Source organism: Mesorhizobium sp. A556 (genome assembly GCF_054489545.1).
The window spans coordinates 46,071-71,560 of record NZ_JBTMXA010000008.1 but is presented as its reverse complement, the minus strand read 5'-3'; the positions used below and the strand labels follow the sequence as shown (position 1 = coordinate 71,560).

At 61.5% G+C, this 25,490-nt stretch carries 21 protein-coding genes and 3 pseudogenes; 15 read left to right on the top strand and 9 right to left on the bottom strand.

The annotated features are described in order from the left end of the window. Window positions 1-6: 6 nt before the first annotated feature. From ACX3P0_RS16510 to ACX3P0_RS16500, 3 genes are all read left to right on the top strand, one after another. Entirely contained in the window at window positions 7-2,925 is a 2,919-nt protein-coding gene (locus ACX3P0_RS16510) for a formate dehydrogenase subunit alpha (RefSeq protein WP_459090108.1), read from the top strand. A gap of 13 nt (window positions 2,926-2,938) precedes the next feature. Next, window positions 2,939-3,535 (top strand): formate dehydrogenase FDH3 subunit beta, encoded by a 597-nt coding sequence (gene fdh3B, locus ACX3P0_RS16505; protein WP_459081409.1) that lies wholly within the window; start codon window positions 2,939-2,941, stop codon window positions 3,533-3,535. 162 nt (window positions 3,536-3,697) lie between these two features. Next, the gene (locus ACX3P0_RS16500; protein ID WP_459090106.1) at window positions 3,698-4,726 is read left to right on the top strand and encodes a formate dehydrogenase subunit gamma; all 1,029 of its coding nucleotides are present in this window, start codon (window positions 3,698-3,700) and stop codon (window positions 4,724-4,726) included. Window positions 4,727-5,089: 363 nt separating this feature from the next. Here ACX3P0_RS16500 and ACX3P0_RS16495 read toward each other — a convergent pair whose 3' ends face one another. From ACX3P0_RS16495 to ACX3P0_RS16475, 5 genes are all read right to left on the bottom strand, one after another. Beyond that, window positions 5,090-5,299, bottom strand: coding sequence for a hypothetical protein (locus tag ACX3P0_RS16495; protein WP_459081411.1), 210 nt, complete (start codon window positions 5,297-5,299; stop codon window positions 5,090-5,092). A 79-nt stretch (window positions 5,300-5,378) separates the two neighbouring features. Continuing rightward, window positions 5,379-6,080, bottom strand: coding sequence for a hypothetical protein (locus ACX3P0_RS16490; protein ID WP_459090104.1), 702 nt, complete (start codon window positions 6,078-6,080; stop codon window positions 5,379-5,381). A gap of 237 nt (window positions 6,081-6,317) precedes the next feature. Then, window positions 6,318-7,595, bottom strand: coding sequence for a molybdopterin-binding protein (locus ACX3P0_RS16485; RefSeq protein WP_459090102.1), 1,278 nt, complete (start codon window positions 7,593-7,595; stop codon window positions 6,318-6,320). Beyond that, on the bottom strand, window positions 7,592-8,215 hold the full coding sequence (mobA, locus tag ACX3P0_RS16480) for a molybdenum cofactor guanylyltransferase MobA (protein ID WP_459081414.1): 624 nt from the start codon (window positions 8,213-8,215) through the stop codon (window positions 7,592-7,594). Before mobA ends, ACX3P0_RS16485 begins: the two co-directional genes overlap by 4 nt. After that, on the bottom strand, window positions 8,208-9,080 hold the full coding sequence (locus ACX3P0_RS16475) for a formate dehydrogenase accessory sulfurtransferase FdhD (RefSeq protein WP_459090100.1): 873 nt from the start codon (window positions 9,078-9,080) through the stop codon (window positions 8,208-8,210). The genes mobA and ACX3P0_RS16475 overlap by 8 nt, the downstream gene beginning before the upstream one ends. 307 nt (window positions 9,081-9,387) lie before the next feature. On the opposite strand from ACX3P0_RS16475, the pseudogene ACX3P0_RS16470 reads away from it, so the two are divergent. From ACX3P0_RS16470 to ACX3P0_RS16445, 6 genes and pseudogenes are all read left to right on the top strand, one after another. Beyond that, window positions 9,388-9,773: pseudogene (locus tag ACX3P0_RS16470) on the top strand (diacylglycerol kinase). Window positions 9,774-10,335: 562 nt separating this feature from the next. Beyond that, entirely contained in the window at window positions 10,336-10,779 is a 444-nt protein-coding gene (locus ACX3P0_RS16465; protein WP_459090098.1) for a PPC domain-containing DNA-binding protein, read from the top strand. Between the two features lie 61 nt (window positions 10,780-10,840). Continuing rightward, window positions 10,841-11,065 carry an amphi-Trp domain-containing protein gene (locus ACX3P0_RS16460; RefSeq protein ID WP_459090096.1) on the top strand — a complete coding sequence of 75 codons (225 nt, stop codon included), beginning with the start codon at window positions 10,841-10,843 and terminating at the stop codon, window positions 11,063-11,065. 67 nt (window positions 11,066-11,132) lie between these two features. After that, entirely contained in the window at window positions 11,133-11,321 is a 189-nt protein-coding gene (locus tag ACX3P0_RS16455) for a hypothetical protein (RefSeq protein WP_459090094.1), read from the top strand. A gap of 458 nt (window positions 11,322-11,779) precedes the next feature. Further along, entirely contained in the window at window positions 11,780-12,352 is a 573-nt protein-coding gene (locus ACX3P0_RS16450) for an NADPH-dependent FMN reductase (protein WP_459090092.1), read from the top strand. A 131-nt stretch (window positions 12,353-12,483) separates the two neighbouring features. Beyond that, complete coding sequence (locus ACX3P0_RS16445; RefSeq protein WP_459090090.1) at window positions 12,484-13,878, top strand: mercuric reductase; 1,395 nt, start codon at window positions 12,484-12,486, stop codon at window positions 13,876-13,878. Between the two features lie 188 nt (window positions 13,879-14,066). Here the strand turns inward: ACX3P0_RS16445 and ACX3P0_RS16440 are convergent. The 3 genes and pseudogenes from ACX3P0_RS16440 to ACX3P0_RS16430 all read right to left on the bottom strand — a co-directional run bounded on the left by ACX3P0_RS16440 (window position 14,067) and on the right by ACX3P0_RS16430 (window position 18,710). Further along, a pseudogene (locus ACX3P0_RS16440) lies at window positions 14,067-17,206 on the bottom strand (efflux RND transporter permease subunit). 2 nt (window positions 17,207-17,208) lie between these two features. Continuing rightward, window positions 17,209-18,432 (bottom strand): efflux RND transporter periplasmic adaptor subunit, encoded by a 1,224-nt coding sequence (locus tag ACX3P0_RS16435; protein ID WP_459090088.1) that lies wholly within the window; start codon window positions 18,430-18,432, stop codon window positions 17,209-17,211. 65 nt (window positions 18,433-18,497) lie between these two features. After that, window positions 18,498-18,710: a hypothetical protein gene (locus ACX3P0_RS16430; RefSeq protein ID WP_459090086.1), complete on the bottom strand. Its 213-nt coding sequence runs from the start codon at window positions 18,708-18,710 to the stop codon at window positions 18,498-18,500. A 93-nt stretch (window positions 18,711-18,803) separates the two neighbouring features. On the opposite strand from ACX3P0_RS16430, the pseudogene ACX3P0_RS16425 reads away from it, so the two are divergent. The 6 genes and pseudogenes from ACX3P0_RS16425 to ACX3P0_RS16400 form a co-directional block, all read left to right on the top strand. After that, window positions 18,804-18,934: pseudogene (locus ACX3P0_RS16425) on the top strand (IS6 family transposase); the annotation flags it as partial. A 268-nt stretch (window positions 18,935-19,202) separates the two neighbouring features. Beyond that, window positions 19,203-20,477 carry a flavin-containing monooxygenase gene (locus tag ACX3P0_RS16420; protein WP_459090084.1) on the top strand — a complete coding sequence of 425 codons (1,275 nt, stop codon included), beginning with the start codon at window positions 19,203-19,205 and terminating at the stop codon, window positions 20,475-20,477. A 203-nt stretch (window positions 20,478-20,680) separates the two neighbouring features. Beyond that, window positions 20,681-21,097 carry a RidA family protein gene (locus tag ACX3P0_RS16415; protein WP_459090082.1) on the top strand — a complete coding sequence of 139 codons (417 nt, stop codon included), beginning with the start codon at window positions 20,681-20,683 and terminating at the stop codon, window positions 21,095-21,097. Window positions 21,098-21,102: 5 nt separating this feature from the next. Further along, window positions 21,103-21,777 carry a DUF1028 domain-containing protein gene (locus tag ACX3P0_RS16410; protein ID WP_459090080.1) on the top strand — a complete coding sequence of 225 codons (675 nt, stop codon included), beginning with the start codon at window positions 21,103-21,105 and terminating at the stop codon, window positions 21,775-21,777. A gap of 22 nt (window positions 21,778-21,799) precedes the next feature. After that, window positions 21,800-23,290: an aldehyde dehydrogenase gene (locus tag ACX3P0_RS16405; protein WP_459090078.1), complete on the top strand. Its 1,491-nt coding sequence runs from the start codon at window positions 21,800-21,802 to the stop codon at window positions 23,288-23,290. A 49-nt stretch (window positions 23,291-23,339) separates the two neighbouring features. Continuing rightward, a complete protein-coding gene (locus tag ACX3P0_RS16400; protein WP_459090076.1) occupies window positions 23,340-24,275 on the top strand; it encodes a LysR family transcriptional regulator in 936 nt (311 codons plus the stop codon). Between the two features lie 3 nt (window positions 24,276-24,278). On the opposite strand, the gene argE is transcribed toward ACX3P0_RS16400, so the two are convergent. Next, a complete protein-coding gene (gene argE, locus ACX3P0_RS16395) occupies window positions 24,279-25,445 on the bottom strand; it encodes an acetylornithine deacetylase (protein WP_459090074.1) in 1,167 nt (388 codons plus the stop codon). Window positions 25,446-25,490: the final 45 nt, after the last annotated feature.

The window sequence follows — 25,490 nt, the reverse complement described above, 5'->3', positions numbered from 1 at the left end:
GTTGCCATGCTGACGAAGCGCAAGAGTGGACAGGCAAGCCGCACGCGACTGCAGGCTCTCACCGGCGGCTTGGCGGCGGCCTCCATGGATCGACGGACATTCCTTCGCCGGTCCGGCCTCACTGCTGGCGGCCTTGCGTCGCTGGGCGCGTTCCATCTCGGCACGGTCAAGGCCGCCGAGATCAGCCACCCGGAACCGGGCGTGCCTATCGAACTCAGGAAGAGCATCTGCACCCACTGCTCCGTAGGGTGCACGGTGACGGCCGAGATCCAGAACGGCGTGTGGACCGGCCAGGAGCCCTCCTGGGACAGCCCCTTCAACCGCGGCTCGCATTGCGCCAAGGGCGCCAGCGTGCGCGAACTCGTGCACAGCGACCGCCGCTTGAAATACCCCATGAAACTCGTCGACGGCCAATGGGAGCGCACCACCTGGGATGACGCGATCAACGGGATCGGCGACAAGCTTCTCGAGATTCGCGAAAAATCCGGGCCGGAATCCACCTACTGGATGGGATCGGCGAAGTTCTCCAACGAAGGCACCTATCTGTTCCGCAAGCTCGCCGCCCTGTGGGGGACGAACAACCAGGACCACCAGGCGCGCATCTGCCATTCGACGACGGTTGCCGGCGTAGCCAATACCTGGGGCTACGGGGCGATGACCAATTCATACAACGATATCAGAAACTCCAAGACCATGCTCGTCCTGGGCGGCAATCCGGCCGAGGCGCATCCGGTCGCCATGCAGCACCTGCTCGAAGGCAAGGAACTCAACAACGGCAACCTCATCGTCATGGACCCGCGCTTCACCCGCACGGCAGCCCATGCCACGGAATACGCCCGCTTCAGGTCCGGCACCGATATTGCCCTGCTCTGGGGGATGCTCTGGCACATCTTCGAAAACGGCTGGGAGGACAAGGAATTCATTGCCCAGCGCGTCTACGGGATGGACGAGGTCCGAAAGGAAGTCGCGAAATACACCCCGGACGAGGTGGAAACGATCACCGGTGTGCCCGGCGAACAGCTGAAGCGGATCGCCGAGACGTTCGCCACCCAGAAGCCGGCCACGATCATCTGGTGCATGGGCCAGACGCACCACACTGTCGGAACGGCCAATACGCGGGCGAGCTGCATCCTGTGCCTTGCCACCGGCAATGTCGGCAAGCCGGGCACCGGCGCCAATATCTTCCGCGGCCATGATAACGTTCAGGGCGCGACGGATATCGGGCTCGATGTGGTCACCCTGCCCTTCTACTACGGGCTGACGGAGGGCGCTTGGAAGCATTGGGGACGCGTCTGGGAGATCCCCTATAACGACCTGGTGGGCCAATTCTCGTCCAAAGAACTGATGGAAACACCCGGCATCCCGCTGACCCGATGGTTCGATTCGGTTTCGCTGCCGAAGGAAGACGTCGACCAACCCGACATCATGCGGTCGATGTTCGTGCAGGGCCACGCCAGCAACAGCATCGCGCGCATACCGGAATCGATCAAAGGGCTCGCCGGGCTTGAGTTGCTCGTCGTGGCCGATCCCCACCCCACGACCTGGGCCTCGCTCGCGGTAAAGGCGGGGCGCAAGGACAACACCTATCTGTTGCCGGTCTGCACGCAATTCGAAACCTCGGGGTCGCGGGTTGCCTCCAACCGCGCGCTCCAGTGGGGTGAGCAGATCGTTCCGCCAAGCTTCGAGCAGAAGGACGACTACCAGGTCCTTTACCTGCTGTCGAAGAAGCTTGGGCTCGCCGACTGGATGTTCAAGAACATCAAGGTCGAAGGCGACCGGCCGGTGCCCGAGGACGTGCTGCGCGAGATGAACCGCGGCAGTTGGTCGACCGGCTATTGCGGCCAGTCGCCGGAGCGGCTCAAGGCGCATATGCGCAACCAGCACAAATTCGACCTCCTCACACTGCGCGCGCCGAAGGACGACCCGGAGGTCGGCGGCGATTATTACGGCCTGCCCTGGCCGTGCTGGGGCAAGCCGGAGATCCGCCACCCCGGAACGTCCAACCTCTACAGTACCGGCCTGCATGTCATGGATGGCGGCAGCCCGTTCCGCGCCCGCTTCGGTGTCGAACGAAACGGCGAAACGCTGCTCGCCGAAGGTTCCTACACGAAAGGCTCCGAACTCACCGACGGCTATCCGGAATTCACCATGGCCGTGCTCCAGAAGCTCGGCTGGGATCGGGACCTGACCGCGGAAGAACTGAGCGTCATCCAGACGATCGGCGACGACATGGGCGACATCGGCAAGGTGTCGTGGTCGACCGACCTGTCCGGTGGGATTCAGCGCGTGGCGCTCAGCCATGGCTGTCATCCCTACGGCAACGGCAAGGCCAGGGCGCTGGCCTGGAACCTGCCGGACCCAGTGCCGGTTCATCGCGAGCCGATCTACACGCCCAGGGTGGACCTTGTCGCCAAGTATCCGACCTATCCGGACGCCAAGCAGTTCCGACTGCCGAATATCGGCTTCAGTGTCCAGAAGGCGGCTGTAGACAACGGCATCGCGAAATCGTTCCCGATCATCCTGACGACCGGCCGGCTTGTCGAATACGAGGGCGGCGGCGAGGAAACACGCTCGAACCGATGGCTTGCCGAATTGCAGCAGGACATGTTCGTCGAGATCAACCCCGACGATGCCGCCGCGCGCGGCATCGCCGACGGCGGCTGGGTCTGGGTCAGCGGTGCGGAAAACGACTCCAAGGCCAAGGTAAAGGCTCTGGTCACCGAGCGTGTCGGCAAGGGAGTGGCGTTCATGCCCTTCCACTTCGGCGGCTGGTTCCAGGGCGAGGACCTGCGGGCCAATTATCCCGCAGGGACCGATCCTTACGTTCTCGGCGAAAGCGCCAACAGCATCACCACCTATGGCTACGACCCGGCGACGGGCATGCAGGAGCCGAAGGTTACGCTTTGCCAGATCGCGGCGGTGTAGGGGAGGAACGAAGATGGCCCGGATGAAATTCCTTTGCGACGCCGAACGGTGCATCGAGTGCAACGCCTGCGTCACCGCCTGCAAGAACGAGAACGACGTGCCGTGGGGCATCAATCGGCGCCGCGTCGTCACGATCAACGACGGCAAGCCGGGCGAACGCTCCGTCTCGATGGCGTGCATGCACTGCACCGACGCGCCTTGCGCGGCGGTGTGCCCCGTCGATTGTTTCTACACGACGGCGGATGCGGTGGTGCTGCACTCGAAGGACCTGTGCATCGGCTGCGGCTACTGTTTCTACGCCTGCCCGTTCGGCGCGCCGCAATATCCACGCGTCGGCAATTTCGGCTCGCGCGGCAAGATGGACAAATGCACCTTCTGCGCAGCTGGGCCGGAGCAGGATTCCACCGAGATCGAATACCAGAAATACGGCGCCAACCGGCTGGCCGAAGGCAAGCTGCCGCTCTGCGCGGAAATGTGTTCGACGAAATCGCTGCTTGCCGGTGACGGCGAGATCATCGCCGAGATCTACAAGGAACGGGTGACGCAGCGGGGCTATGGCTCGGGTGCATGGGGCTGGCGGACAGCCTATCGGGAGACGGTCGGAGTTTAGAGCGCCCTGCGTCCTTGCGGACGCGCGAAAGGACGCTCAGCACTTGATCGAGCATCGGGAAAAGCAGGGAGCCGGCTCTTCGGTCGGCGCGATGCTCCAGCAATTCAAGGCAGCGGGTGCCGGTTGGGCCCGCAGCGAAACAAGTTCGGGAGGACGGAGCAAATGCGGATCTGGAGCCTTGATCGATTGATTTCGCCGGTTGTCGCAGCATTCATTCTGGTTCTTGGGCTGATGGTGGCTCCTGCGTGGGCGCAGAGTACGACGGCCAACGATCCCGCCGCGCAGGCGGTGAGCGAACAGCAGCTTCTCGATGAACTCGGCAAGATCCAGGGCCGCATCACCATACCGGACCAGAAAGCCGCGACCCTGCAACAGCCTCAGGGCCGCGACTATCAGAGCTTCCAGCGGAGCACGTTGCCGTGGGTCGGCGCCATCGCCATTGTCGGCATGCTTCTTGCGATTGCGCTTTTCTTCTTCATCAGGGGCCGGGTACGGACACAAGCGGGTGAATCGGGGCAAAAGATCCTCCGGTTCAATGCGCTGGAACGGCTCATGCACTGGACGACCGCAACGGCATTCATCGTCCTTGCGATTACGGGTTTGAACCTTATCTTCGGCCGGCGTCTGGTGCTCCCGCTGATCGGACCGGAAGCATTTTCGACCTGGTCGAGCTGGGGCAAATATGCGCACCACTTCGTCTCCTGGGCGTTCATGCTCGGCGTACTGGTGATGCTGGTGGTATGGGTTTGGCACAACCTCCCGGACCGCTACGATGCGAACTGGATAAAGTCCGGTGGCGGACTTTTGGACAAATCGAACAGGACGCATCCGCCGGCAGGGCGCTTCAACACAGGGCAGAAGTTGATCTTCTGGTCTGTCGTTCTGGGCGGGATTTCATTGTCGGTTTCCGGCATCTACATGCTGTTCCCGTTCTCCTTCACCGACATCAACGGCATGCAGATGGCGCAATATGTGCATGCCATCATTGGCGTCCTCATGGTCGCGGTCATCATAGCGCATATCTATATCGGCACGCTCGGCATGGAAGGCGCCTATGAGGCCATGGGGTCCGGCACGGTGGACCTGAATTGGGCCAAGGAACACCACAGTGCCTGGGTCGAGGAGGAGCAAGCCAAGGGCAAAGTCGACGGCCGAACGCCGTCGCATGCAGCCGCCGAGCCGGCGGAATAGGTCGACCAGCCGCTCTGGCGCAAGTAAGCATCGTATCGTAGAGCAATTGCGGCACAGCCGATATCCAGCTTCGATGACGATACCCAGAAATTGGCCGCACCCTTGAGGTGCGGCCAATTTCATCGATATGATCCATTTGGGCGCAGTCGACCATCGATCGGGGCTGATATTTGCAATGTCCGGCATTGCATCTGGCGTCGTTCAAGTGCGGTTGAGCGACGGCTTCGCTGACTTGCGTGCGCACAACACGCAGTCAGCTACATCCATGCAATCCAGCACTGTGTCGCCGAAAAGTGGGACGGCTTTCGGCCCGATCTCAATCAAACCGTCAGCGTGTCCTTGTCACCGAAAGGACGTACGCCCTTAAGAGGGTATTTTCTCGCCATCGCCCGCAGAAACGTTGCCGGGATCGCCCGACCAATTCTGCCCAACGAGATTGTGGCCGGGATCGCTCACCCTTGTACTAACGGTGCTGTAGACCTGCCACGCCGGCTGTTCGGGCTGTACATTCAGAAAATAATAGCCGGAGCCAAAGGCGATTGCCCCCGTAACGACGATTCCCGACAAGATCATTCCCATATCCCCACCTCCTACTTCTTGGTGTCTGTCAAGGCATCCCGGTCGGGCTGCCATCGGTCTGGCCTCGTTTCGCCTACTCGTCGCCCGCCGGCACCGCACTCCCGGAAGGTTCGGTCGCCACGCCCGATTTCTGCTGATGCTGCAAATCCAACGCCGCCAATGCAATGAGCGGCGGCGGCATCGAGACGCCGGCCACTCTCATTTTACGAGCCATCTTCTGGCATTGCGCGGTATCGCCTGCGTCGGCAAGTTGCCGGGCCTCCTCCATGGTCAGAACGGATTCCCTGGGCGTGCTGGTAACATCGGCGGGGGGTGTGGGTGCCGACCGTGACTCTTTCTGAGGCGCGTTGGCAACCGACCCGGAATCGGCGTTGTCTTTGCCCGGCTCCGGCGCATCGGTTGCGACACCTTTCTGTCCGGTAACCGCCTGCGCAGAATTCGACCCGCTGTCACCCGAAATAGCTTTGTCGGTGGCGGTCGTGCCGGCCAAAGCCGACGAACCCTGCTGGTTTGATGCCGATTGCTGAGATTTTTCCTGTTGGCCGCCGGTCGTGGCCGGTTTCGTTGCACCGGGCGATACAGCCGCCTCTGGCGGTGATTTCATGAAAAGAAGGATTTCCTGACACAGATTGGCTGGACCACCTTGCTGCAAGGCGGGGCTCTGAACGGCAGGCGAAGCAGCCTCGGGAGACGCCGGCTGCGGTGCCGTGGTCGTCTGTGCCAGACAAGTCGAAGCCGAGAATGCGAACACTCCCGCAAGAATGATTTCTCTCATCGCTAGCTCCTTGGCTTATTGTTCAGGCAGCGATCGCAGCATTCCATGCTTAAGGTGCAGGATCATCGTGCGACATGCAAGTTCGAACCTAAATGCTTGGCACGGGCTTAAGTTCCCTTTGCCGTGCGTCGAACCATTGGATCGCGTGATGCTTCCGGTGAGCAGCCCGCTTCGACTTCGACAAGGCAAGGCTTTCGCGTGGTAGCGACCAAAGGCGGTCGCCATGGCCTCGACCGCCTACAATGCGAACGAGCCGTAGGGAAGAAAGCGGACGGGATCGCCCGGCACGATCCGGCGCGCCTCATCGGCGAGTTCGACGAGCCCGGTGGCCCAGGAAAGCCCGCTGATCCGCCCCGACCCTTCCGACCGGAAAGCCTCCGCATGGCCTTCCGGTGTCAGCCGCGCCCGCAAATACTCGCGCCGGCCCGGCAACTTGTTCTTCGCGAAAGCCGCCGGAACCGTAAAGCCCGCCGGTTCCTCCCAACCGGCGCCGGCCAGCGCCGACAGCGCCGGGCGGCCGAATATCAGGGTGCAAACGAAGGCGGCGACCGGATTTCCAGGCAGGCCGAACACCGGAACGCCCCGCCACAGACCGAGCGCCAGCGGCCGGCCCGGCTTTACGGCAATGCGCCAACTGTGCAGCGCGCCGGCTTCTTGCAACAACGCCGAGACATGATCCTCGTCCCCCGCCGATGCTCCGCCGGAGGTAAAGATCACGTCCGCTTCCGCCGCACCCCGGTCGAGCCGGGCGGCAAGCGCTGCACGGTCGTCGCCGACATGGCCAAGGTCCACCGGCACATGGTTCCACCGCCGCGCCATTGCCAAAAGCATCGGCCGATTGGCGTCATAGATGCGGCTGGCGTCCAGCATGGTATCGCCGGCGTCGGGCACGATCTCGTCCCCGGTGGACAGCACGCCCATGCGCAGCGGGCGGAAAACCGAGACCCTTGCCGCGCCGACCGCAGACAGGAGCGCGAGATCGGGAGGGCGCAGGCGATGCCCGGCCGGTAGCGCGACATCACCCGCAATCACATCCTCCCCTGCCTTGCGGGTATTGGATCGCGCCTTGATCGGACCGTTGAAGGCGACGCGCTGGGCGTCGCTCGCCGTATCCTCCTCCAGCACCACGGTGTCGACGCCTTCGGGCAGGATCGCGCCGGTCAGGATGCGGATCGTCATTCCCTCCGGCACGCGGCCCGCGAAAGGTGCACCAGCCGCCGCGCGCCCCTCGATCAGCGGCAGCGTCTGCGGCCCTTCGCCGGTGGCGGCGTGGGCGAAACCGTATCCGTCGACAGCCGAGTTCGCAGCGGGCGGATTCGAGCGGCGGGCGACTGCATCGCGCGCCAGAACACGGCCCAGCGCATCCGAAACACCCAGTTCCTCGGTGTCGACAACAGGAGACAGATTCGCCCGCAGCACGCCGAGCGCGGTGTCCACCGGGATCCAGTCGATGCCGGCCGGCAGGGCGAAGCAATCGTTCCTGAGGCGAGGCGGCACAAGCGGAGGCAGACTCATGGCGCCCCTTCGCGCAAAATCGCTTCGGCGCGCGCCATGTCCTGCGGCGTGTTGACGTTGAAAAAGGGATCGAAGGGCGATGCCGCAAACAGCGCTGTCGCGTAGCCGTGCCGGTCGGCCCACAACACGATCTTGCGCAGCCCGCCTGAAAGTTCGGCGCGCAGGTCTTCGCGCAAGACCACCGGCCACAGGCCGAAGGTGGGATGGCGGCGCGGTGCTCCCGTCTCGTCTGGCGAGGCCGCCAACGCTATGGGAACTTTCTTCTGCGCCGCAGCACTGCCAAGGCACGCGACGAGGTCGCGCGGAAGAAAAGGCGTGTCCGCCGCCGCCGTCACGATCGCATCCGCCCCGTTTTCCGCCGCCCAGTCGAGGCCCGCGAGAACGCCTGCCAGGGGTCCCGGATAATCCGGCAACGTATCGGCGATCACCGGAAGCCCGTAGCGCGAAAACCGCGTGGGGTCGCCATTGGCGTTGATCGCAAGTTCCGCGCATTGGGGGCCAAGCCGCGCGACCACATGGTCAAGCAGCCGCGCATCACCAAGGCGCAGCAAGCCCTTGTCGCCGCCACCCATTCGGGTGGCCCGGCCACCGGCCAGTATGACACCCAGGATTCTAGTCAATCAATGCGCCCTTGCGGCGATGGCGCTTCTCGTCCTCGGGTACGGTCTCGGGGTCGGCATCCCGGATCAGGCGCTCCTCTCCCGCAAGGCAGATGAAGCGCTTGCCGCGCAGGCGCCCGATCAGCGTCAGCCCCACCTGACGCGCGATCTCCACGCCCCAGGCCGTGAAGCCCGATCGGGAAGCTAGCACCGGAATGCCCATCATGGCGGTCTTGATCACCATCTCCGAGGTGAGCCGTCCGGTGGTGTAGAGTATCTTGTCTTCAGCACTCGCTTTTTCGAACAGCATCCAGCCGGCGATCTTATCCACCGCGTTGTGGCGGCCGACATCTTCCATATAGACCAGCGGCCGATCCTCTCTGCACAGCACTGTGCCATGGATCGCGCCCGCTTCGAGATAGAGGCTCGGCGTGGTATTGATCGTATGGGCAAGCGCATAGAGCCACGACGTACGGAGCGGCGCGGCGGGAAGCGTAAGCCCCTCCAGGCCCTCCATCATATCGCCGAACACCGTGCCTACGGCGCAACCGCTGGTGCGGGTCTTCTTCTTAACCTTGTCCTCGTACGTCGTGCGGCTCTCGGTCCGCACCACGACGACCTCGATATCCTCGTCATACTCAACGCCGGTAACAGTTTCAGCAGAGTCCAGCATGCCTTGATTACGCAGGAAACCTAGCGCCAGATATTCTGGATAGTCGCCGATCGTCATGGCCGTGACGATCTCCTGCGAGTTGAGGAAGATGGTGAGGGGCCGCTCTTCGACAACCGAAATCGCGACCTCTTCGCCATGATGGTCAACGCCGGTGACGGTTCGCGTCAGCCGCGGGTTTTCGATGTTCGGACCTATGATGTAATCGGCCGCCATTGGTCACCATCGGGGATGGGGTTACTTCTCGCGTAGCCGGTAAGGATGCAATAGCGGCGTCTTGTTGTCCAGCCAGACGGAGATTTCTGTTCAGCGACGGCCTCCTTCGGAGGGCGAAAACCAAGCAATCGATCTTACGATCGACATTTGGTTTGTCGGGCGCGTCTGGATTATCCTCAGGTTCACGCTGAGTCTTCGGAGTTTGCTTTTTTAGATCGGATATCCATCTCTCTCCTTCATCACAAAAATTGTCGTTGCCGTGGATTGTTCCGGCGGTCGAGTTGAATGGCAGCGTGGAGGAGAGATTTTGCATCAGGCCATCGTAAGAGTGATCTGCGCGATCGGGCTGTCGGGGCAAATGGGCCTCGAAGGGAGCTTACCGTGGGAGGGAAACAAATCGCCTGAATATAAGGCTGATGCGCCCGGTTCTTTGAATTAACAAGGGGCCATGTCTTGGCCGCGGGGCCTAAGACCATCGCTAGCGTCCCAGATTTTGCCCGCGCGGATCGGGAGCTATTCGTCTTGCGTTCCAGCATGGATCCAGAGGAGGCACTGAAGCGATTTTCAAGTCGCGTCGTTTATATCGGCGGCGGTCCACCGATTTGGGATGCTTATGCGCGCTTTGTCAGCCATTGGGATATCACCCGACTGCCCTATGACGGACTTGCTGACCGCTGGTTCGAGGCTGCCTAACGCCACACGAATAAAAGCCCGCCGCCTCAATTAAGAGACGGCGGGCTTGTTACCTGAGACGCGGCACTGTGGCGGTGGCGTAGTGAACAGCCGGTTAAGACGGCGGGCGATCATATTGCTGGCGTCGGGAATATGGTCAGGGAGCCAACTCTCTCCATCCACCGAGAAAACAGCCCCCTCCGACGCCGACGCTGCTGAGGGCGATTTTGACTGCCCAATTGAACAACCGCCCATTGCCATCCATTGTCGTGCGGTTCGCCGTCACGGTGGACAGTCTGCGCGGTGACCTTGCCGGAGATGTCCGATACAGGGCAACGGGATGCCATTCCAATCATGATCAGTCTCCAGTGAACTTTGCCCGCGCCCATTCGTTCAAACCGGGAGACGGCGAGCACCACTGCGCCTGGTCGCCATCTTTGAATTCCTTGTTTGTTTTTCAATTGAGCCACATGATCCCATTTAGCCACGGGCCTGAGGGTGGGTTATCGAACGCATGGCTTGGAACCCCTTGATCGGCCAAATGTTTCGTAATGGCGAGCTACCGACCCGCGGAGATAAACCCATGCAGAGCAAGCTCATCCATGATGCAGACGGACAGCAAACCTACGCGATCATACTTTCGACCGGCGACGAGGTGACTGCCTGCCTGACCGCATTTGCCAAGGAGGCAGGGCTACAAGCCGCAAGCTTCAAAGCAATTGGCGCCTTCAAGCGTGCAACGCTTGCCTTTTTCGATTGGGAGGCAAAAGCCTATCTGCCCATCGAGGTGAATGAACAGGTCGAAGTTGCATCTCTAACGGGTGACATTGCGATCGGGCCCGAAGGGCAGCCGGCATTGCATATCCACACAGTGCTGGGCCGCAGAGACGGCAGCGCCGTGGCCGGACACCTTCAAACCGCCGAGGTCCGCCCTACGTTGGAAGTGATCCTGACGGAATCACCAGAATACCTTCGGAAGAAACTCGACCCCAACGTCGGCCTAGCATTGATTAAGCCAAATCTCTAAGTGCAAGCCACTGACCTCCGCGTCGAATATAGACTAAGCGCCGCCAGCAGGAGACGAGAACATGAAGAAAGACCGCGACATCGAAAAGGACTATCCACTGCCTGAGTTCGTTGAAAAGCTCAGACGCCTCGCAGACGCGTTGGAGAATGGCGACCGGTTTCAGATCGATATTGGCGGCGAGCGAATCCAGGTCCCCGTGCGAGCACACTACAACATCGCGCATGAGCGCGGGGACGGCGAGGAGGAGATCGAATTTCAGATTACATGGTCCGCAAAGGAAACCTGAACCATCCGCCGCTTGTCGGTTAAAAGCACTGGTGGTTAGCTGATCGTTTTAAAGGCAAGGACGCTGCATGGCGAAACTCGGACGATTAATCCTTTGGCTGTTCATTGCGCCTGGTGACATGATCTCCGACCGCCTTGGCATATCCCAAGACGAAAATCGCAACCTTGTTCGCATGCTTATCAACTCGATCTTCTGGGTATTCATCGCCATCATCGGCCTGGCGATCTGGACCTCAGCAATGCCGGAGTTCCAATAGCACCCGAACTATCGGCCCCCGCGCTTACGCACTTCCAGCCATAGCCACGCTCCGTCGTCGTCTTGCAGCGGGCTGGTGGCTCGCTCGGCATCAATGAAGTAGCACCGTCGCGGGGAACTTTCTCTTGTTCATGAGATTGATGTTCATGGAGATCACTATGCCAGACCCAAAGAACCCGATACCAAACCCGCCCAAGGTCGATCCGGAGCACAAGCCGGCTCGCGATACCAGGGAAGATCCAGCGCCCAATCCAAACAAAGGGGTCGATCAGCAGCCTGTGAAGCAGCCCGGCTCAAATCCTGCCAACAAGCCAACTGGCGACAAGGGCGAGCTTCCCAAGACCCGTTCGAGAGAGGAAGTCGAGAAAGTGCGGCCTAATCGGAGACCATAGGTTCCTCCACCCGCTCAGGCGGCTGTATCGATTGCGCCTCAACCGTTTGACGAAACAGGAGAATTCCATGACGATACACAAGGTTGGCTATCTTATCGGCAGCCTCGCCAAGGGTTCGATCAACCGCAAACTCGCCAAGGCACTGGTGCGGCTTTCTCCGCCGGAGCTCGAAATGTCTGAGATATCCTTCAAGGATTTGCCGCTTTACAGCTACGACTATGACGCCGACTACCCGCCGGCCGGCAAGGCGTTCAAGGCGGCAATCGCGGCTGTCGATGCCGTCCTGTTCGTCACACCCGAATACAACCGCTCCATACCCGGCGGGCTGAAAAATGCGATCGACTGGGCGAGCCGTCCCTACGGCACCAATTCGTTCACGCGCAAGCCATCGGCGGTGATTGGCACGTCGCCAGGCGCAATCGGCACCGCCGTCGCCCAGCAGAACTTGCGCAGCGTGCTAGGTTTCTGCAACTCGCCCCAGATGAACGCTCCGGAAGCCTATATCCAGTTCACGCCGGGCCTCATCACCGATGACGGCGAAGTCACCAAGGACAGCACTGCCGACTTTCTTCGCACTTTCATGCAGGATTTCCATGTCTTCATAGCACGGGTTCGCTCAGTCCTTCCAAAGGACGCGTAGTGCATGCCCGTGGGTGATTTCGTACCCCAATCACGCAACGGGCAAGGGTTTTGAAATCCAGAATCGCTGATGAGTGATTGGAGCGGCGCTCCACCTCCAGGATTCGACTTCCAATATTCAAGGGAGCAGCAATGTCCAAGGCGGAACGGTACGACGCCGTTGTCATCGGCAGCGGTGAAGGTGGCAAATATCTCGCGTGGCATCTTGCTCAAGCGGGAGAGCGGACCGCGGTGGTCGAACGCCGCTGGATTGGCGGTTCCTGCCCCAACATCAACTGCCTTCCCAGCAAGAATGAAATCTGGAGCGCCGGGGTCGCCAGGATGGTTGCCCGCGCCGGAGAGTTCGGCGTGACCACCGGCCCTGTATCGATCGACATGAAGAAGGTCCTTCAGCGCAAGCGGGACATGGTCGACGACCTCGTCGCCTTTCACCTCGAGCGGTACGAGGCCACCGGGGCGGAACTTATCATGGGAGCCGCTCGTGTCGTCGAGCCGCACACCGTCGAGGTGTCACTCAACGACGGTGGGACACGACGGCTGGTCGCTGAAAAACTGTTTCTCAACCTGGGTACGCGTGCGAGCGTGCCCCCTATTCCCGGCCTCTCCGAGGCTGAACCCCTCACCAATATCGAGGCGCTCGAACTCGACCGGATCCCGGACCATCTGATCGTTCTTGGCGGCGGGTATGTGGGCCTTGAGTTCGCCCAGGCTTATCGTCGCTTCGGCAGCCACGTCACCATCGTCGAGCGTGGTTCGCGATTGGCCAAGCGCGAGGATGAGGACGTCTCCAAGGAGGTCCAGCGCATTCTGGAGGCGGAAGGCATCGAGGTACTGCTGTCTACCGAAGTTGAGCAAGTAGACGGAAGGTCCGGCGATCATCTGCATGTCCTGATCAACACCCCGGGTGGCCACAGAACGATCAAGGGTACCGATCTTCTGGTTGCCGCCGGCCGCGTCCCCAATACGCGAGGAATCGGCTTGGAAGAGGTAGGCATCGAGCTTACGGATCGCGGCTACATCCGTGTAAACGATCGGCTGGAGACAACCACGCCGAACATTTGGGCAATCGGAGAGTGTGCGGGAAGTCCGCAATTCACCCATATATCGCTCGATGATTTCCGCGTGATCCGCGACAATCTGAAGGGCGGCAACCGATCGACCAAAGATCGGATGACGCCATATTGCATGTTCATCGACCCGCCGCTTGCCCGGATAGGGATGAGCGAGGAAGAGGCGCGCGCCAAAGGAGTGAAACTGCGTGTGGCGAAGCTGCCCATAAAGGCGGTCCTGCGGACACGGACAACGTCGGAATCCGAGGGGTTCATGAAGGCGTTTGTCGATGCCGACGATCATATCCTCGGCTTCACCATGATCGGCTCGGAAGCCGGCGAGGTCATGGCTGTCGTGCAGACGGCTATGCTCGCTGGGCTTCCCTACATGGCACTCCGAGATGCCATCCTAACGCACCCGACAATGGCGGAAGGCTTGAACGCGCTGTTTGGCAATATTTCAACCAAGAGCGGTTGATGACGTCCGCTCCATCTGGCGTGATCCGCGATCCGCCCCTGCGCTAGAGCTGCAACTGGTCTCGCTATTTTGCCTGCATCAGCCCGAGCAATAAGATGCGCTCCTGATCTCGGCATTTAATGCAGAAACAGACGTAGAAAGCGTCCATCGAAAAAGTCCGCTTCGTTAGTCCTACGTTACTTGCCGCCTCACGAGCCGCGGGGCGCAAGCTTCGCCACCATCACAAAGAACACTGGGACGAAGAAGATACCCAGAGCCGTCGCCGCGATCATGCCACCCAGAACGCTGATGCCGATGGCGTTCTGAGCACCCGATCCGGCACCGGTCGAGATGGCCAGCGGCAAGACGCCGAGCGTGAAAGCGAGGGACGTCATGATAATAGGACGCAACCTGAGACGTGCGGCCTCTCCAACGGCCTCGATCACGCTCTTGCCCTGCGCCCGCAAATCTTTGGCGAACTCAACAATCAAGATGGCGTTTTTCGCGGCGAGGCCCATGGTGGTGAGCATTCCGACCTTGAAGTAGACGTCATTGTCCTGGTCGAACAGCCATGTCGCAAGTACGGCGCCGAAAATCCCGACTGGAATAGCCAGAATGACCGAAAACGGGATCGACCAGCTTTCATAGAGCGCGGCCAGGCACAGGAACACGACGAGGATCGAGATGGCGTAAAGCAGGACGGCCTGAGAACCTGCGAGGCGCTCCTGATAGGACAGTCCGGTCCAGTCGGAACCATAGCCGCCGGGCAGATTGGCGACCAGCCCCTCCATTTCGCTCATTACGTCGCCGGAGCTTGCACCTGCTGCTGCCGTTCCCTGCATCGAGATTGCCGCCGTGCCGTTGAAGCGGGCGAGCGACGGCGACCCTTGCGTCCACTTGGTCGTCGCGAACGCCGAGAAAGGCACCATCTCTCCGGCCGAATTCCTGGCGTACCAGCCATTGAGATCGTCGGGCTGCATACGGTAGGGGGCATCAGCCTGCACATAGACAGATTTGATCTCTCCGTTCTGGATGAAGTCGTTGACGTAGCTTCCAGCGAAGACGGTTCCGATCAGCGCGTTTGCGCCCGCGAGATCGACGCCCAGCGCGCCCGCCTTTTCCTGATCGATATTGATTTCAAGCTGGCTCTCCAGCGTTTTGGTGTTGCCGCGCACATTGTCGATGTTCGGGCTTTTCCCGGCCTCGTCGGCAAGTTGGTTGCTTGCCGCCATCAGTGCGACGCGGCCTTGGTTTCCCGTATCTGCCAGATACATGGAGAAGCCGTCCGACTGGCCGAGTCCACGGATGGCCGGAGGCGCCAGCACATACACCTGCGCATCGCGGATCTGACGGAAGTAGGCCGTGGCGCGTTGCGCGACAGCGGCGGCGGACAGCCGCGGATCGGTGCGCTGGTCGAAGTCTTTCAGCCGCACAAACGCCGAGGCCGCATTTTCGCCGCCACCACCATAGCCAAAACCGAGGTTGGTAAAGACACTTTGAACCGCGTCACCTTCGTGCCGGAGATAATAGTTCTCGACGATGTCGATGACGGCTTGCGTCCGTGCCGCATTGGCGCCTGAGGGCAGCGAAATCTGGGTGGTCAGAACGCCCTGATCCTCGACAGGCACAAAGGATTCCGGCAGTTGTGTGTAAAGATAATAGGCGCCGGCGAGGATAACGACGAACAGGATGAGCATGCGAAATGGACGCAACACCAGATAGGTGACAGAACGGACGTAACCATTGGTCGTGCTGGCGAAGCCGCGATTGAACCAGCCGAACCACTTCGATCTGCCGGCGCCATGCCCTGTCGGCTTCAGCATGAGCGCGCAGAGCGCAGGCGTAAGGATGACGGCCGTCAGTACGGAGAGGACCATGGCGGTCGCGATAGTGACCGAGAATTGCCGGTAGATGACGCCGACGGAGCCGGAGAAGAAGGCCATGGAATGAACACGGCGGTGAGCACAAGCGCGATGCCGATCAGCGCACCGGTGATCTCGCCCATCGATTTCTGGGTCGCCTCGCGCGCAGGCAGACCTTCGTCGGTCATGATGCGCTCGACGTTCTCGACAACGACGATGGCGTCGTCCACCAGAAGGCCAATGGCAAGGACCATCGCGAACATGGTCAGCATGTTGATGGAATAGCCAAGCACGGCCAGCATGCCGAAGGTGCCGAGCAGGACCACCGGTACGGCGATCATGGGGATCAGCGTCGCGCGCCAGTTCTGCAGGAATAAAAGCAGCACCAGAAATACAAGTACGATGGCCTCGATCAGTGTCGCCACCACCTTCTCGATCGACAGCCTGACGAAGGGTGTCGTTTCGTAGGAGTAGGCGATCTCCACGCCGGGCGGCAGAATATTGGCCAGCCGGTCGAACTCGGCATGAACAGCGTTGGCGGTCGTGATCGCGTTGGCGCCGCTTGCCAGTTGCACGCCGAAGCCGGCGGCCGGCAGCCCGTTGAAGGTGGAGGTCCGCCCATAGGAGTTAAGACCGAGTTCGACGCGGGCTACGTCACGCAGTCGCACGGTAGATCCATCCTGGGCGAATTTCAGGATGATGGCTCCGAATTCGTCGGCCGTCTTCAATTGGCTCTGGGCGGTGATGTTGGCCTTCAATTGCTGGCCTGGCACGGTCGGCGAGGCACCGATGGCGCCCGCCGTAACCTGGACATTCTGGACCTTGATGGCGGCGGTGACGTCGTTAGGGGTTAGCTGAAATTGCTGCAGTGCCAGCGGGTCGAGCCAGATGCGCATGGCGTAGCCGGTCCCGAAAGCCTGCAGACCGCCGACACCTTCGACACGTTCGATGATGTCTTCGATCTGGTTCGACATGATGTCGGAGAGTTCGAAGGTGGTGTATTTCCGATCGGTCGAAATGATGTTGCCGATCATCAATATTTCCGAGGAGGAACGCGACACGCGCACGCCTTCGCGCTGGACGGATTCCGGAAGCCGCCGAAGCACGGGGGAAAGCTTGTTTTGGACATCGACCTGAACGATGTCGGCATCGACTGAATTTCCGAAGGTCAGCGTTACCGAAGCCGATCCGGTGCTGGAGGACGATTCCATGTACAGCAGGTCGTCGAGCCCGGTCATGGCTGATTCAATCTCCGCAGTCACGGAGTTCTCGACCGCTTCTGCGGTGGCGCCGGGATAGGATGCGCTGACGCGAACCGTCGTCGGCGCGATCTCGGGATACTGCGAGATCGGCAGCGAATAGATGCCCATGACGCCAGCGAGCATCGTCGCTATCGCAAGTACGATCGCGAAAATCGGGCGGGCGATGAAGAAATTCGCGAGCGAGGCCCTGGGCGCCGATGCCGAAGGCCCGGATTGGGCGGTCATGCTCATTGTGGCGCGCTCTTCGCTGGCGCCTTGGCGTCGGCGTTTCCGGGATTGCCGATCGTTTGCTTGACGACGCCGTCCTTATCGATTGTGACGTCGACCGGCGTGACAGCCTTTCCATCCGAAATCATCTGAAGACCGTCGACGATCAGTCTGTCACCGTCGGCGACACCTGCCGTGACAAGCCAGTCATTGCCGACTGCGCGCCCCGCCGTGAGTATTCTCATCTTGGCCTTGTTGTCATCGGTCACGAAGTATGCCGTGGCCTTTCCAGCTTCGTTGCGGGTGACGGCGCGTTGCGGAACCAGAAACGCGCCGGGCGTGCTGCCAATGGCGACGGTGGCGCGCACGAACATGCCGGGCCTGAGGATGCGGTGAGGATTGGCAAAGACCGCGCGCAACGAGAAACTGCCCGTCGTCTGGCTGACGACGAGTTCCGCCAGCGAGAGCTTTCCGGTCTCGCTGTAGGTAGAACCGTCTTCCAGGACAAGCGTCACCTTGGGCGGGCCTTGCTCATCCCTGCCGATCGTGCCTGCCTGCGCTTGCGCACGAAGCCTCAAAAGGTTGGCGCTGCTGTCGACCAGATCGACATTGACCGGATCGATCTGGCGGATCGTCGCAAGCGCGTCCGTCTGGTTTGCCGTGACCAGCGATCCAACGCTGACCGCGGAAGTTCCGATCCTGCCGGGGATCGGGGCCTTGATGACGGTATTGTCGACATTGATCTGCGCCGTCTCGACCGCCGCTTGAGCGGACGCAACATTGGCCTTCGCCTGGAGAAGTTCTGCCCTGGCGTCGTCAAGGCTCTGAGCGCTGGCCGTCCTGGACGTCACCAGTTGTTCTGTTCGGTCGAATTTGGCCTGCGCGCCGGCCTGAGCCGCTTGTGCTCCCTGCAAAGCGGCGGCGGCGGCGTCATGTGCGGCCTTGAATTTCGCGGCATCCAGTTCGTAGAGGACGTCGCCTTCCTTGACCTCGGAACCTTCCTTGAAGACCTGCTTTCTCACGATCCCGTCTACCTGTGGGCGGATCTCGGCGGTTGCAGAGGCCAGGACGCGGCCGGGAAGCTCGCTGGTGAGCTTTACGGACTGGCTGGTGAGTGTCACCACGCCAACCTCAACGGAACTGTCCGTGCTTGTTGCAGATCGACTCGATGTCGTGTCGTCGCATCCCGTGAGAGCGAGCGCCAAGACGATCAGGCTGCCCGCGAAAAGTGCTGGATTCGTCATTCGGCGCGATTCCAATGCAGCGTTTGCCCCCGCCTCAACAAACAGGCCAGCGCAAAATTGCCAAGCTAATTCTGATATCGTGTGAAGCGGACAACAACAATCGGACGATCAAAGCCTCGATAGAGGCAGGACGGCAGGTTCAAAGGCGCGGCGTCTTTCGATGGCGTGGCATGGGAGGCTAGCCCCCGGTTGAACAGCGTATAGGACAGGATGGCGAAGATTTTGTAGGTTCCGAGCATCAGGTTGGTTGGCATCAGCAGCAGGATCAAGGCTCCCACGATTAACGCTTACCCTGCAAGGGCTCGAGTTCGATGAGGTCCCCGACCAGTACTTTCTGGAGAAGCCTGGTTCAGCTTTGACTATTGGCGCTGTCGCAGGCATCAGCCGCGATCACTCTGTCCGGCATCGAGATGGTCCACATGATGCGCAAGCGACAGGCGCGAGATACGCCTTCAATCCGAATCCTTCCCTGGCCGAACAGTTCGCAATTCTTGCCGCATAAATGGCCTCGGATCAGGCCTCTTGCGCTTCCAGTAAGCCGTTGCAACAAAACCCTCTTTTTCAACCAGTCGCTTTGTCGCACATGCGATGATCCCGGAACACTACGCCCCGCACTTCTAGTCGCCAGCGCCCTCTCCCAGCATTTAGGGACAAGCTAACCATTGCCACGTGAAATCGTAATTTTCCGAACCCTGCCCCTCCAGTAAACCAGCGATCAGAACCTCCGTCGCATCCGAGAGCCTCCCGGATAGCCAGAAAAGGACGCAGAAATGGCAGTTGAAAAGATAGACACCCTCGTTGTTGGCGCGGGCCAGGCGGGGGTGGCTATGAGCGAGCACTTGAGCAACTGCGGCGTGCCTCATCTTGTTCTTGAGCGGAACCGCATCGCCGAACGCTGGCGCTCGGAGCGATGGGATTCGCTGGTCGCCAACGGCCCCGCCTGGCACGACCGCTTTCCGGGCATGGAGTTTCCGGGTGCCGGTCCCGACGCCTTTGTCGCCAAGGACAAGGTCGCGGACTATTTTGTCGCCTATGCCGACATGATCGCCGCGCCCATTCGCTGCAGCGTCGAGGTGAAGTCGGTGGAGCGCCATGTCGGCCGGCCCGGCTTCCGTGTCGAAACCTCGGAAGGCGTCATTGAGGCCAACAATGTGGTTGCCGCCACCGGCCCTTTCCAGCGCCCTATCGTCCCGGCCGTCATTCCCGAAGATGCAGGCCTGCTGCAGATTCATTCCAGCGCCTATCGCAATCCCGGCCAGATGCCGGAGGGCGCGGTGCTGGTGATCGGCGCGGGTTCGTCGGGCGTGCAGATCGCGGATGAACTGCTGCGTTCGGGCAAGCGCGTCTATCTGTCGGTCGGCCCGCACGACCGCCCTCCCCGCGCCTATCGCGAGCGTGACTTCTGCTGGTGGCTCGGTGTTCTCGGCAAGTGGGACGCCGTAGCCCCGACGCCCGGCACGGAACATGTCACCATCGCGGTCAGCGGCGCGCGCGGCGGCAGCACGATCGATTTCCGGCGTCTCGCCAATCAGGGCATGACGCTGGTCGGCCGCACCGAAGCCTACAAGGACGGCGCTCTGGTCTTCGCACCCGACCTCCGCGACAATATCGGGCGCGGTGATGCCAATTACATGTCGCTGCTGGACGAGGCCGACGCCTATATCGCCCGCAACGGCCTCGACCTTCCGGAAGAGCCCGAGGCGCGCAAGGTCGAACCGGACGCGCCGTGCGTGGCCGATCCCATTCTCGACCTGAACCTGGCCGAGGCCGGCATCACCTCCGTCATATGGGCGACGGGATTCAGCGCCGATTACAGCTGGCTGAAGCTGGATGTGCTCGATGAAAAGGGAAAACCGAAGCACCAGCGCGGTGTCTCGGCCGAACGCGGCATCTATTTCCTGGGCCTGCCGTGGCAATCGCGCAGGGGTTCCAGCTTCATCTGGGGTGTCTGGCACGACGCAAGGCACGTCGCGGACCACATTGCCACCCAGCGCAAATATCTGGAATATCATGTGGCCGCACACCGCGAGCCCCAGGAGGCGTAGCGAACGGCAATCGGCTGGCGTGGGCGTATGATTGCCCACGCCCCAATCTGAAAAACACCCTGCGCGGGCCTCTAAATCCTGATTAGGAACGTCCTTAGCAAGGATGAGAAAGACACTTCTTTCGAAGCTTGCCCACGCCGTGAATATTTACCGAGAAGCGCGGGTCCGCTGAGGACTTCGAGCCCGACCTGATGGAGACCTAGATGGCGCATACCCGAATTCGCAAATTCAACACCAAGGACACCTATCCCGAGCAGAAGCTCGACAACGATCTGTGTCAGGCGGTTGTCACGCAGGGCGGCAAGACCATCTATCTGCGCGGCCAGTGCCCGCAGGATCTCGACACCGCCAAGAACATCGACAGCCACGACCCGGTCGAGCAGACCCACAAGGTCATGCAGAATATCAAGCAGCTCATCGAAGAGTGCGGCGGCACCATGGAGCATCTGGTGAAGGTGGTGGTCTATGTCACCGACGTCCGCCATCGCGAAGCGGTCTACCGGACCATGGGCGAATATATCAAGGGCGTGCATCCGGTTTCGACCGGCCTGGTCGTCTCCGCTCTGGCGCGACCGGACTGGCTGGTCGAGATCGACGGCACCGCCGTCATTCCGGACTGAGCGCCATGACCTTCTCCGTTGTCGCGCGCTGCGCGAAAACAGGCATGTTCGGGGTCGCGGTGTCGTCTTCGTCGCCCGCCGTTGCGGCGCGTTGCGCCTATGCGCAGGCCGGCGTCGGCGCGGTCGCCAGCCAGAACATCACCGATCCGACGCTCGGCACGCGCGGGCTCGAACTGATGGCGCGCGGAGCATCCGCTACCGAAACGATCGCCATCTTGAAGCGGACCGGCACTCATATCGACTACCGGCAGGTTCTGGCCGTCGATGCGAACGGCATCACCGCCATCCATTCCGGCCCCAGGGCGCTCGGCACCTGGTCCGAAGCGCGGGCAACCGACGTTGCCTGTGGCGGCAATCTCCTGGCCAATGACGGCGTGCCGCAGGCGATGGTCAACGCTTTCCTCGCCTCAGAAGGGCACCTCGGCGACCGCATCATCGCGACGATGCGGGCAGCCTTGAGGGCCGGCGGCGAGGCCGGGCCGGTTCGTTCGGCCGGCATGAAGCTGGTGCGCGATGTCGCCTGGCCGGTGGCCGATTTGCGCTGCGACTGGACCGAAGCCTGTCCGATCGAGGAACTGGCCGCGCTGTGGGACCTCTACAAGCCCCAGCTCGACGCCTATGTGACACGCGCCCTCGATCCGTCCGAAGCCCCGAGCTACGGCGTTCCGGGCGACGAATAACCGACCACGGCAGGAGCCCGCGATGACCGAACTCAGCAACAAGGACTGGATCGCCAAGGCGGCGGCGCTCCGTTTTCGCGACAAGGCGTTCATCGACGGCAACACAGTGCCGGCGCGCTCCGGCCGGACCTTTGCCACCGTCAACCCCGCGACCGGGGAAACGCTGGCCCAGATCGCCTCCTGCGGCGAAGAGGATATCGACATTGCCGTCGCGGCGGCGCGGCGCAGCTTCGAATCCGGCGTCTGGTCGCGCTCCAGCCCGGCGCACCGCAAGGAAGTGCTGTTGCGGCTGGCCAATCTGCTGCGGGAAAACCTGCACGAACTTGCCCTGCTCGAATCGCTTGACATGGGCAAGCTGGTCAACGATGCCGCCACGGTCGATGTGCCCGGAGCGGCCGCCATCTTCCAGTGGTATGGCGAGGCCATCGACAAGGTCTATGACGAAGTGGCGCCGTCCGCCGAAGGCGACCTCGTTCTGGTGCGGCGCGAGCCGCTCGGCGTTGTCGGCGCGGTGGTGCCGTGGAATTTCCCGCTCGACATGGCGACATGGAAATGCGCCCCCGCACTGGCGGCCGGCAATTCGGTCGTCCTGAAGCCGGCCGAACAGTCGCCGCTCTCGGCATTGCGCCTGGCGGAACTGGCGATGGAAGCGGGCCTGCCCGCCGGCGTGCTCAACGTGGTTCCCGGCCTCGGCGAAACGGCGGGGCAAGCACTCGGGCGTCATATGGACGTGGATTGCCTTGCCTTCACCGGCTCGACCGCCGTCGGCAAGCTGTTCCTGCAATATTCCGGCCAGTCGAACATGAAGCAGGTCTGGCTGGAGACGGGCGGCAAGAGCCCTAACCTCGTGTTTGCCGACTGTTCCGATCTCGATGCCGCCGCCGACATGGCCGCCTTCGGCATCTTCTTCAACCAGGGCGAAGTCTGCTCGGCCAATTCGCGCCTGCTCGTGCAGCGCGATATCAAGGATGCGCTGGTGGAAAAGCTCGTCGCGCGCGCAGCAGTGATGCAGCCGGGAGACCCGCTCGACCCGGCCTCGAAGATGGGCGCAATGGTCGATGCCAACCATGCGGCCAATGTCATGCGCTTCATTGAGGCGGGCAAGAAATCGGCGCGGCTTGTCGCCGGCGGCGAACTGGTCAGCGTCGACGGGCGTGGCAGCTTCGTGCAACCGACCATATTCGACAATGTCTCGCATAGTGATCCGCTGTCACGCGACGAAATCTTCGGGCCTGTCCTGTCGATCATTCCGTTCGATGACGAGGAAGAAGCGGTCCGTATCGCCAATGACAGCATTTACGGGCTGGCGGCATCGCTGTGGACAAACGACCTGTCGCGGGCGCTGCGCATTTCCGGCCGGCTGCGCGTCGGCACGGTTTCGGTCAACACAGTCGATGCCTTAAGCCCGATGACGCCGTTCGGCGGTTTCAAGCAGTCCGGCTTCGGTCGCGACCTGTCGCTGCATGCGTTCGACAAATATACCGCGCTCAAAACGACCTGGATCAAGTACTGAGCGGTACGTAGGCTTGATCTAAACGTTCAAACGGGTGACATAGCTGTCCATGCCCCTACGCTTTACGCTCAGACAGCTTGAATATTTCGTTGCCGTGGGCGAAGCCGGCTCCATTGCCAAGGCCGCCGAACTGGTCAACGTATCGCCGCCGTCGATTTCGGCCTCCATCGCACAATTGGAAGCCGAATTCGGCGTGCAGCTTTTCGTACGCAAGCATTCGCACGGCCTCTCGCTCACCTCCGGCGGCCGGGTCTTTCTGAAAGAAGCCTCGCGCTTCCTCAACAGCGCCGATGCGCTGCACGACATTGCCGGCGACCTCGCCGAGAAGGTGCGCGGGCCGCTGGCCATCGGTTGCCTATCGACCTTCGCGCAAATCATGCTGCCGTCGCTGCGCATGAAGTTCGAACGTGCTTGCCCCGACGTGCGGGTCAGGCAATTCGAGCGCAATCAAAGCCAGTTGCTGGAAATGCTCCAGCGCGGCGAGATCGATGTCGCGCTGACCTATGATCTGGAACTCTCGCAGGACCTGACCTTCGAGCCGCTGATTCTCGTTCCGGCCTATGTGATGCTACCGCACGACCATAAATTTGCCGGCAAGGCGGTGATTACGCCCGAGGAACTGGCAGACGAGCCCATGGTCCTGCTCGACCTGCCGTTCAGCCGGGAATATTTCCTGTCGGCGTTCCACCAGCGCGGCATCCGGCCCAATATCGCCGAGCGGACAGCCGATATCGCGGTCATGCGCACCATGGTGGCGAACGGTTTCGGCTACGGCATTGCCAATATGCGGCCGCTCAACACGCTGGCCCCTGATGGCAAGCCGATGGCCTTCGTTCCCCTGGCCGGCGACCTGCGCCCACTCACCCTTGGGGTGGCGTTGCCGCAGGCCGAGCATCGAACGCAGACGGTGCAGGCTTTCATCGAACATTGCCAGCGTTTTGTCGTCGAGCAAGGTGTCTTCGGCACCGAACGCGTGGCGGAATAGACGTCACAGCGCCAGCGGCGCAACTTCGGTCAGTCGGTTCAGCAGCTTTTCCAACATCTCGTCGCAACGGCGCAGCTGTTCGATGCTGACGAATTCATCCGGCTTGTGCCCCTGCGCCATCGAGCCCGGCCCGCAGACCACCGTCGGCGTGCCGATATCACGGCTGAACAGCCCGCCTTCCGTGCCGAACGCAACCTTGATCGTGCCGTTTGCTCCGATCAGCGATTTGACGAAGGCGACCGCCTGCGAGGCGGCGGGCGTGTCGAGACCCGGATAGGTATTGAAAATCTCGATATCGATCGCCGCCTCCGGCGCGGTGGAGGCGGCCTGCACCGCGATGCGCGCGGCCTCGCCTTTGAGCCGGTCGAGGATTTCGTCGGGATTGTCGGCCGCGATGTTGCGGATTTCGAAATCGATCTGGCACAGATTGGGAACAATGTTCAGCGCCACGCCGGCATTGAACTTGCCGACATGAACGGTCGTATAGGGAATGTCGTAGTCGCCGTCGCGCGCGCCGTCCTTGGCCAGTCTGTCCTGCTCGGCGCGTAGGGCAGCGACGAAATCGCACCCCAGATGAATGGCGTTGAGCGCCAATGGCGCCAGCGCGGAATGGCCCTCGCGGCCCTTGCAGAAGGCGCGGGCGCCGATCTTGCCCTTGTGGCCGGTTGCGACCTGCATGCCGGTCGGTTCGCCGACGATGCCCAACAAAGGCTGATGCGGCGCGGCGCGCAGCATCTCGACCAGGCTTCGCACGCCGATGCAGCCGATCTCCTCGTCATAGGAAAGCGCAAGGTGCAGGGGCGTCTTCAACGGCATCGTTGATGCCGCGACACAGGTCCTGATCGCGCAGGCGACAAAACCCTTCATGTCGGCAGCACCTCGTCCGTAAAGCTTGCCGTCGCGCTCGGTCATCGCGAAAGGCGGCAGCGTCCAGTCCTGGCCATCAACCGGCACCACGTCGGTGTGGCCTGACAGCATGATGCCGGGGATGCCGGCCGGGCCGACGGTGGCAAAGAGGTTGGCCTTGTGGCCATCGTCGCTGCGGATGATCTGGCATTCTATGCCGTGCGCTCCCAGAAGTTCCGTCACATAATCGATGAGGCCGAGATTTGAGTCCCGGCTCACGGTTGGGAACGCGATCAGCTTTTCAAGGATTTCTATGCTGTCCATTACAAAATTCGCCTCATTACTTTGCCGCTTGATAGCACCCTATGC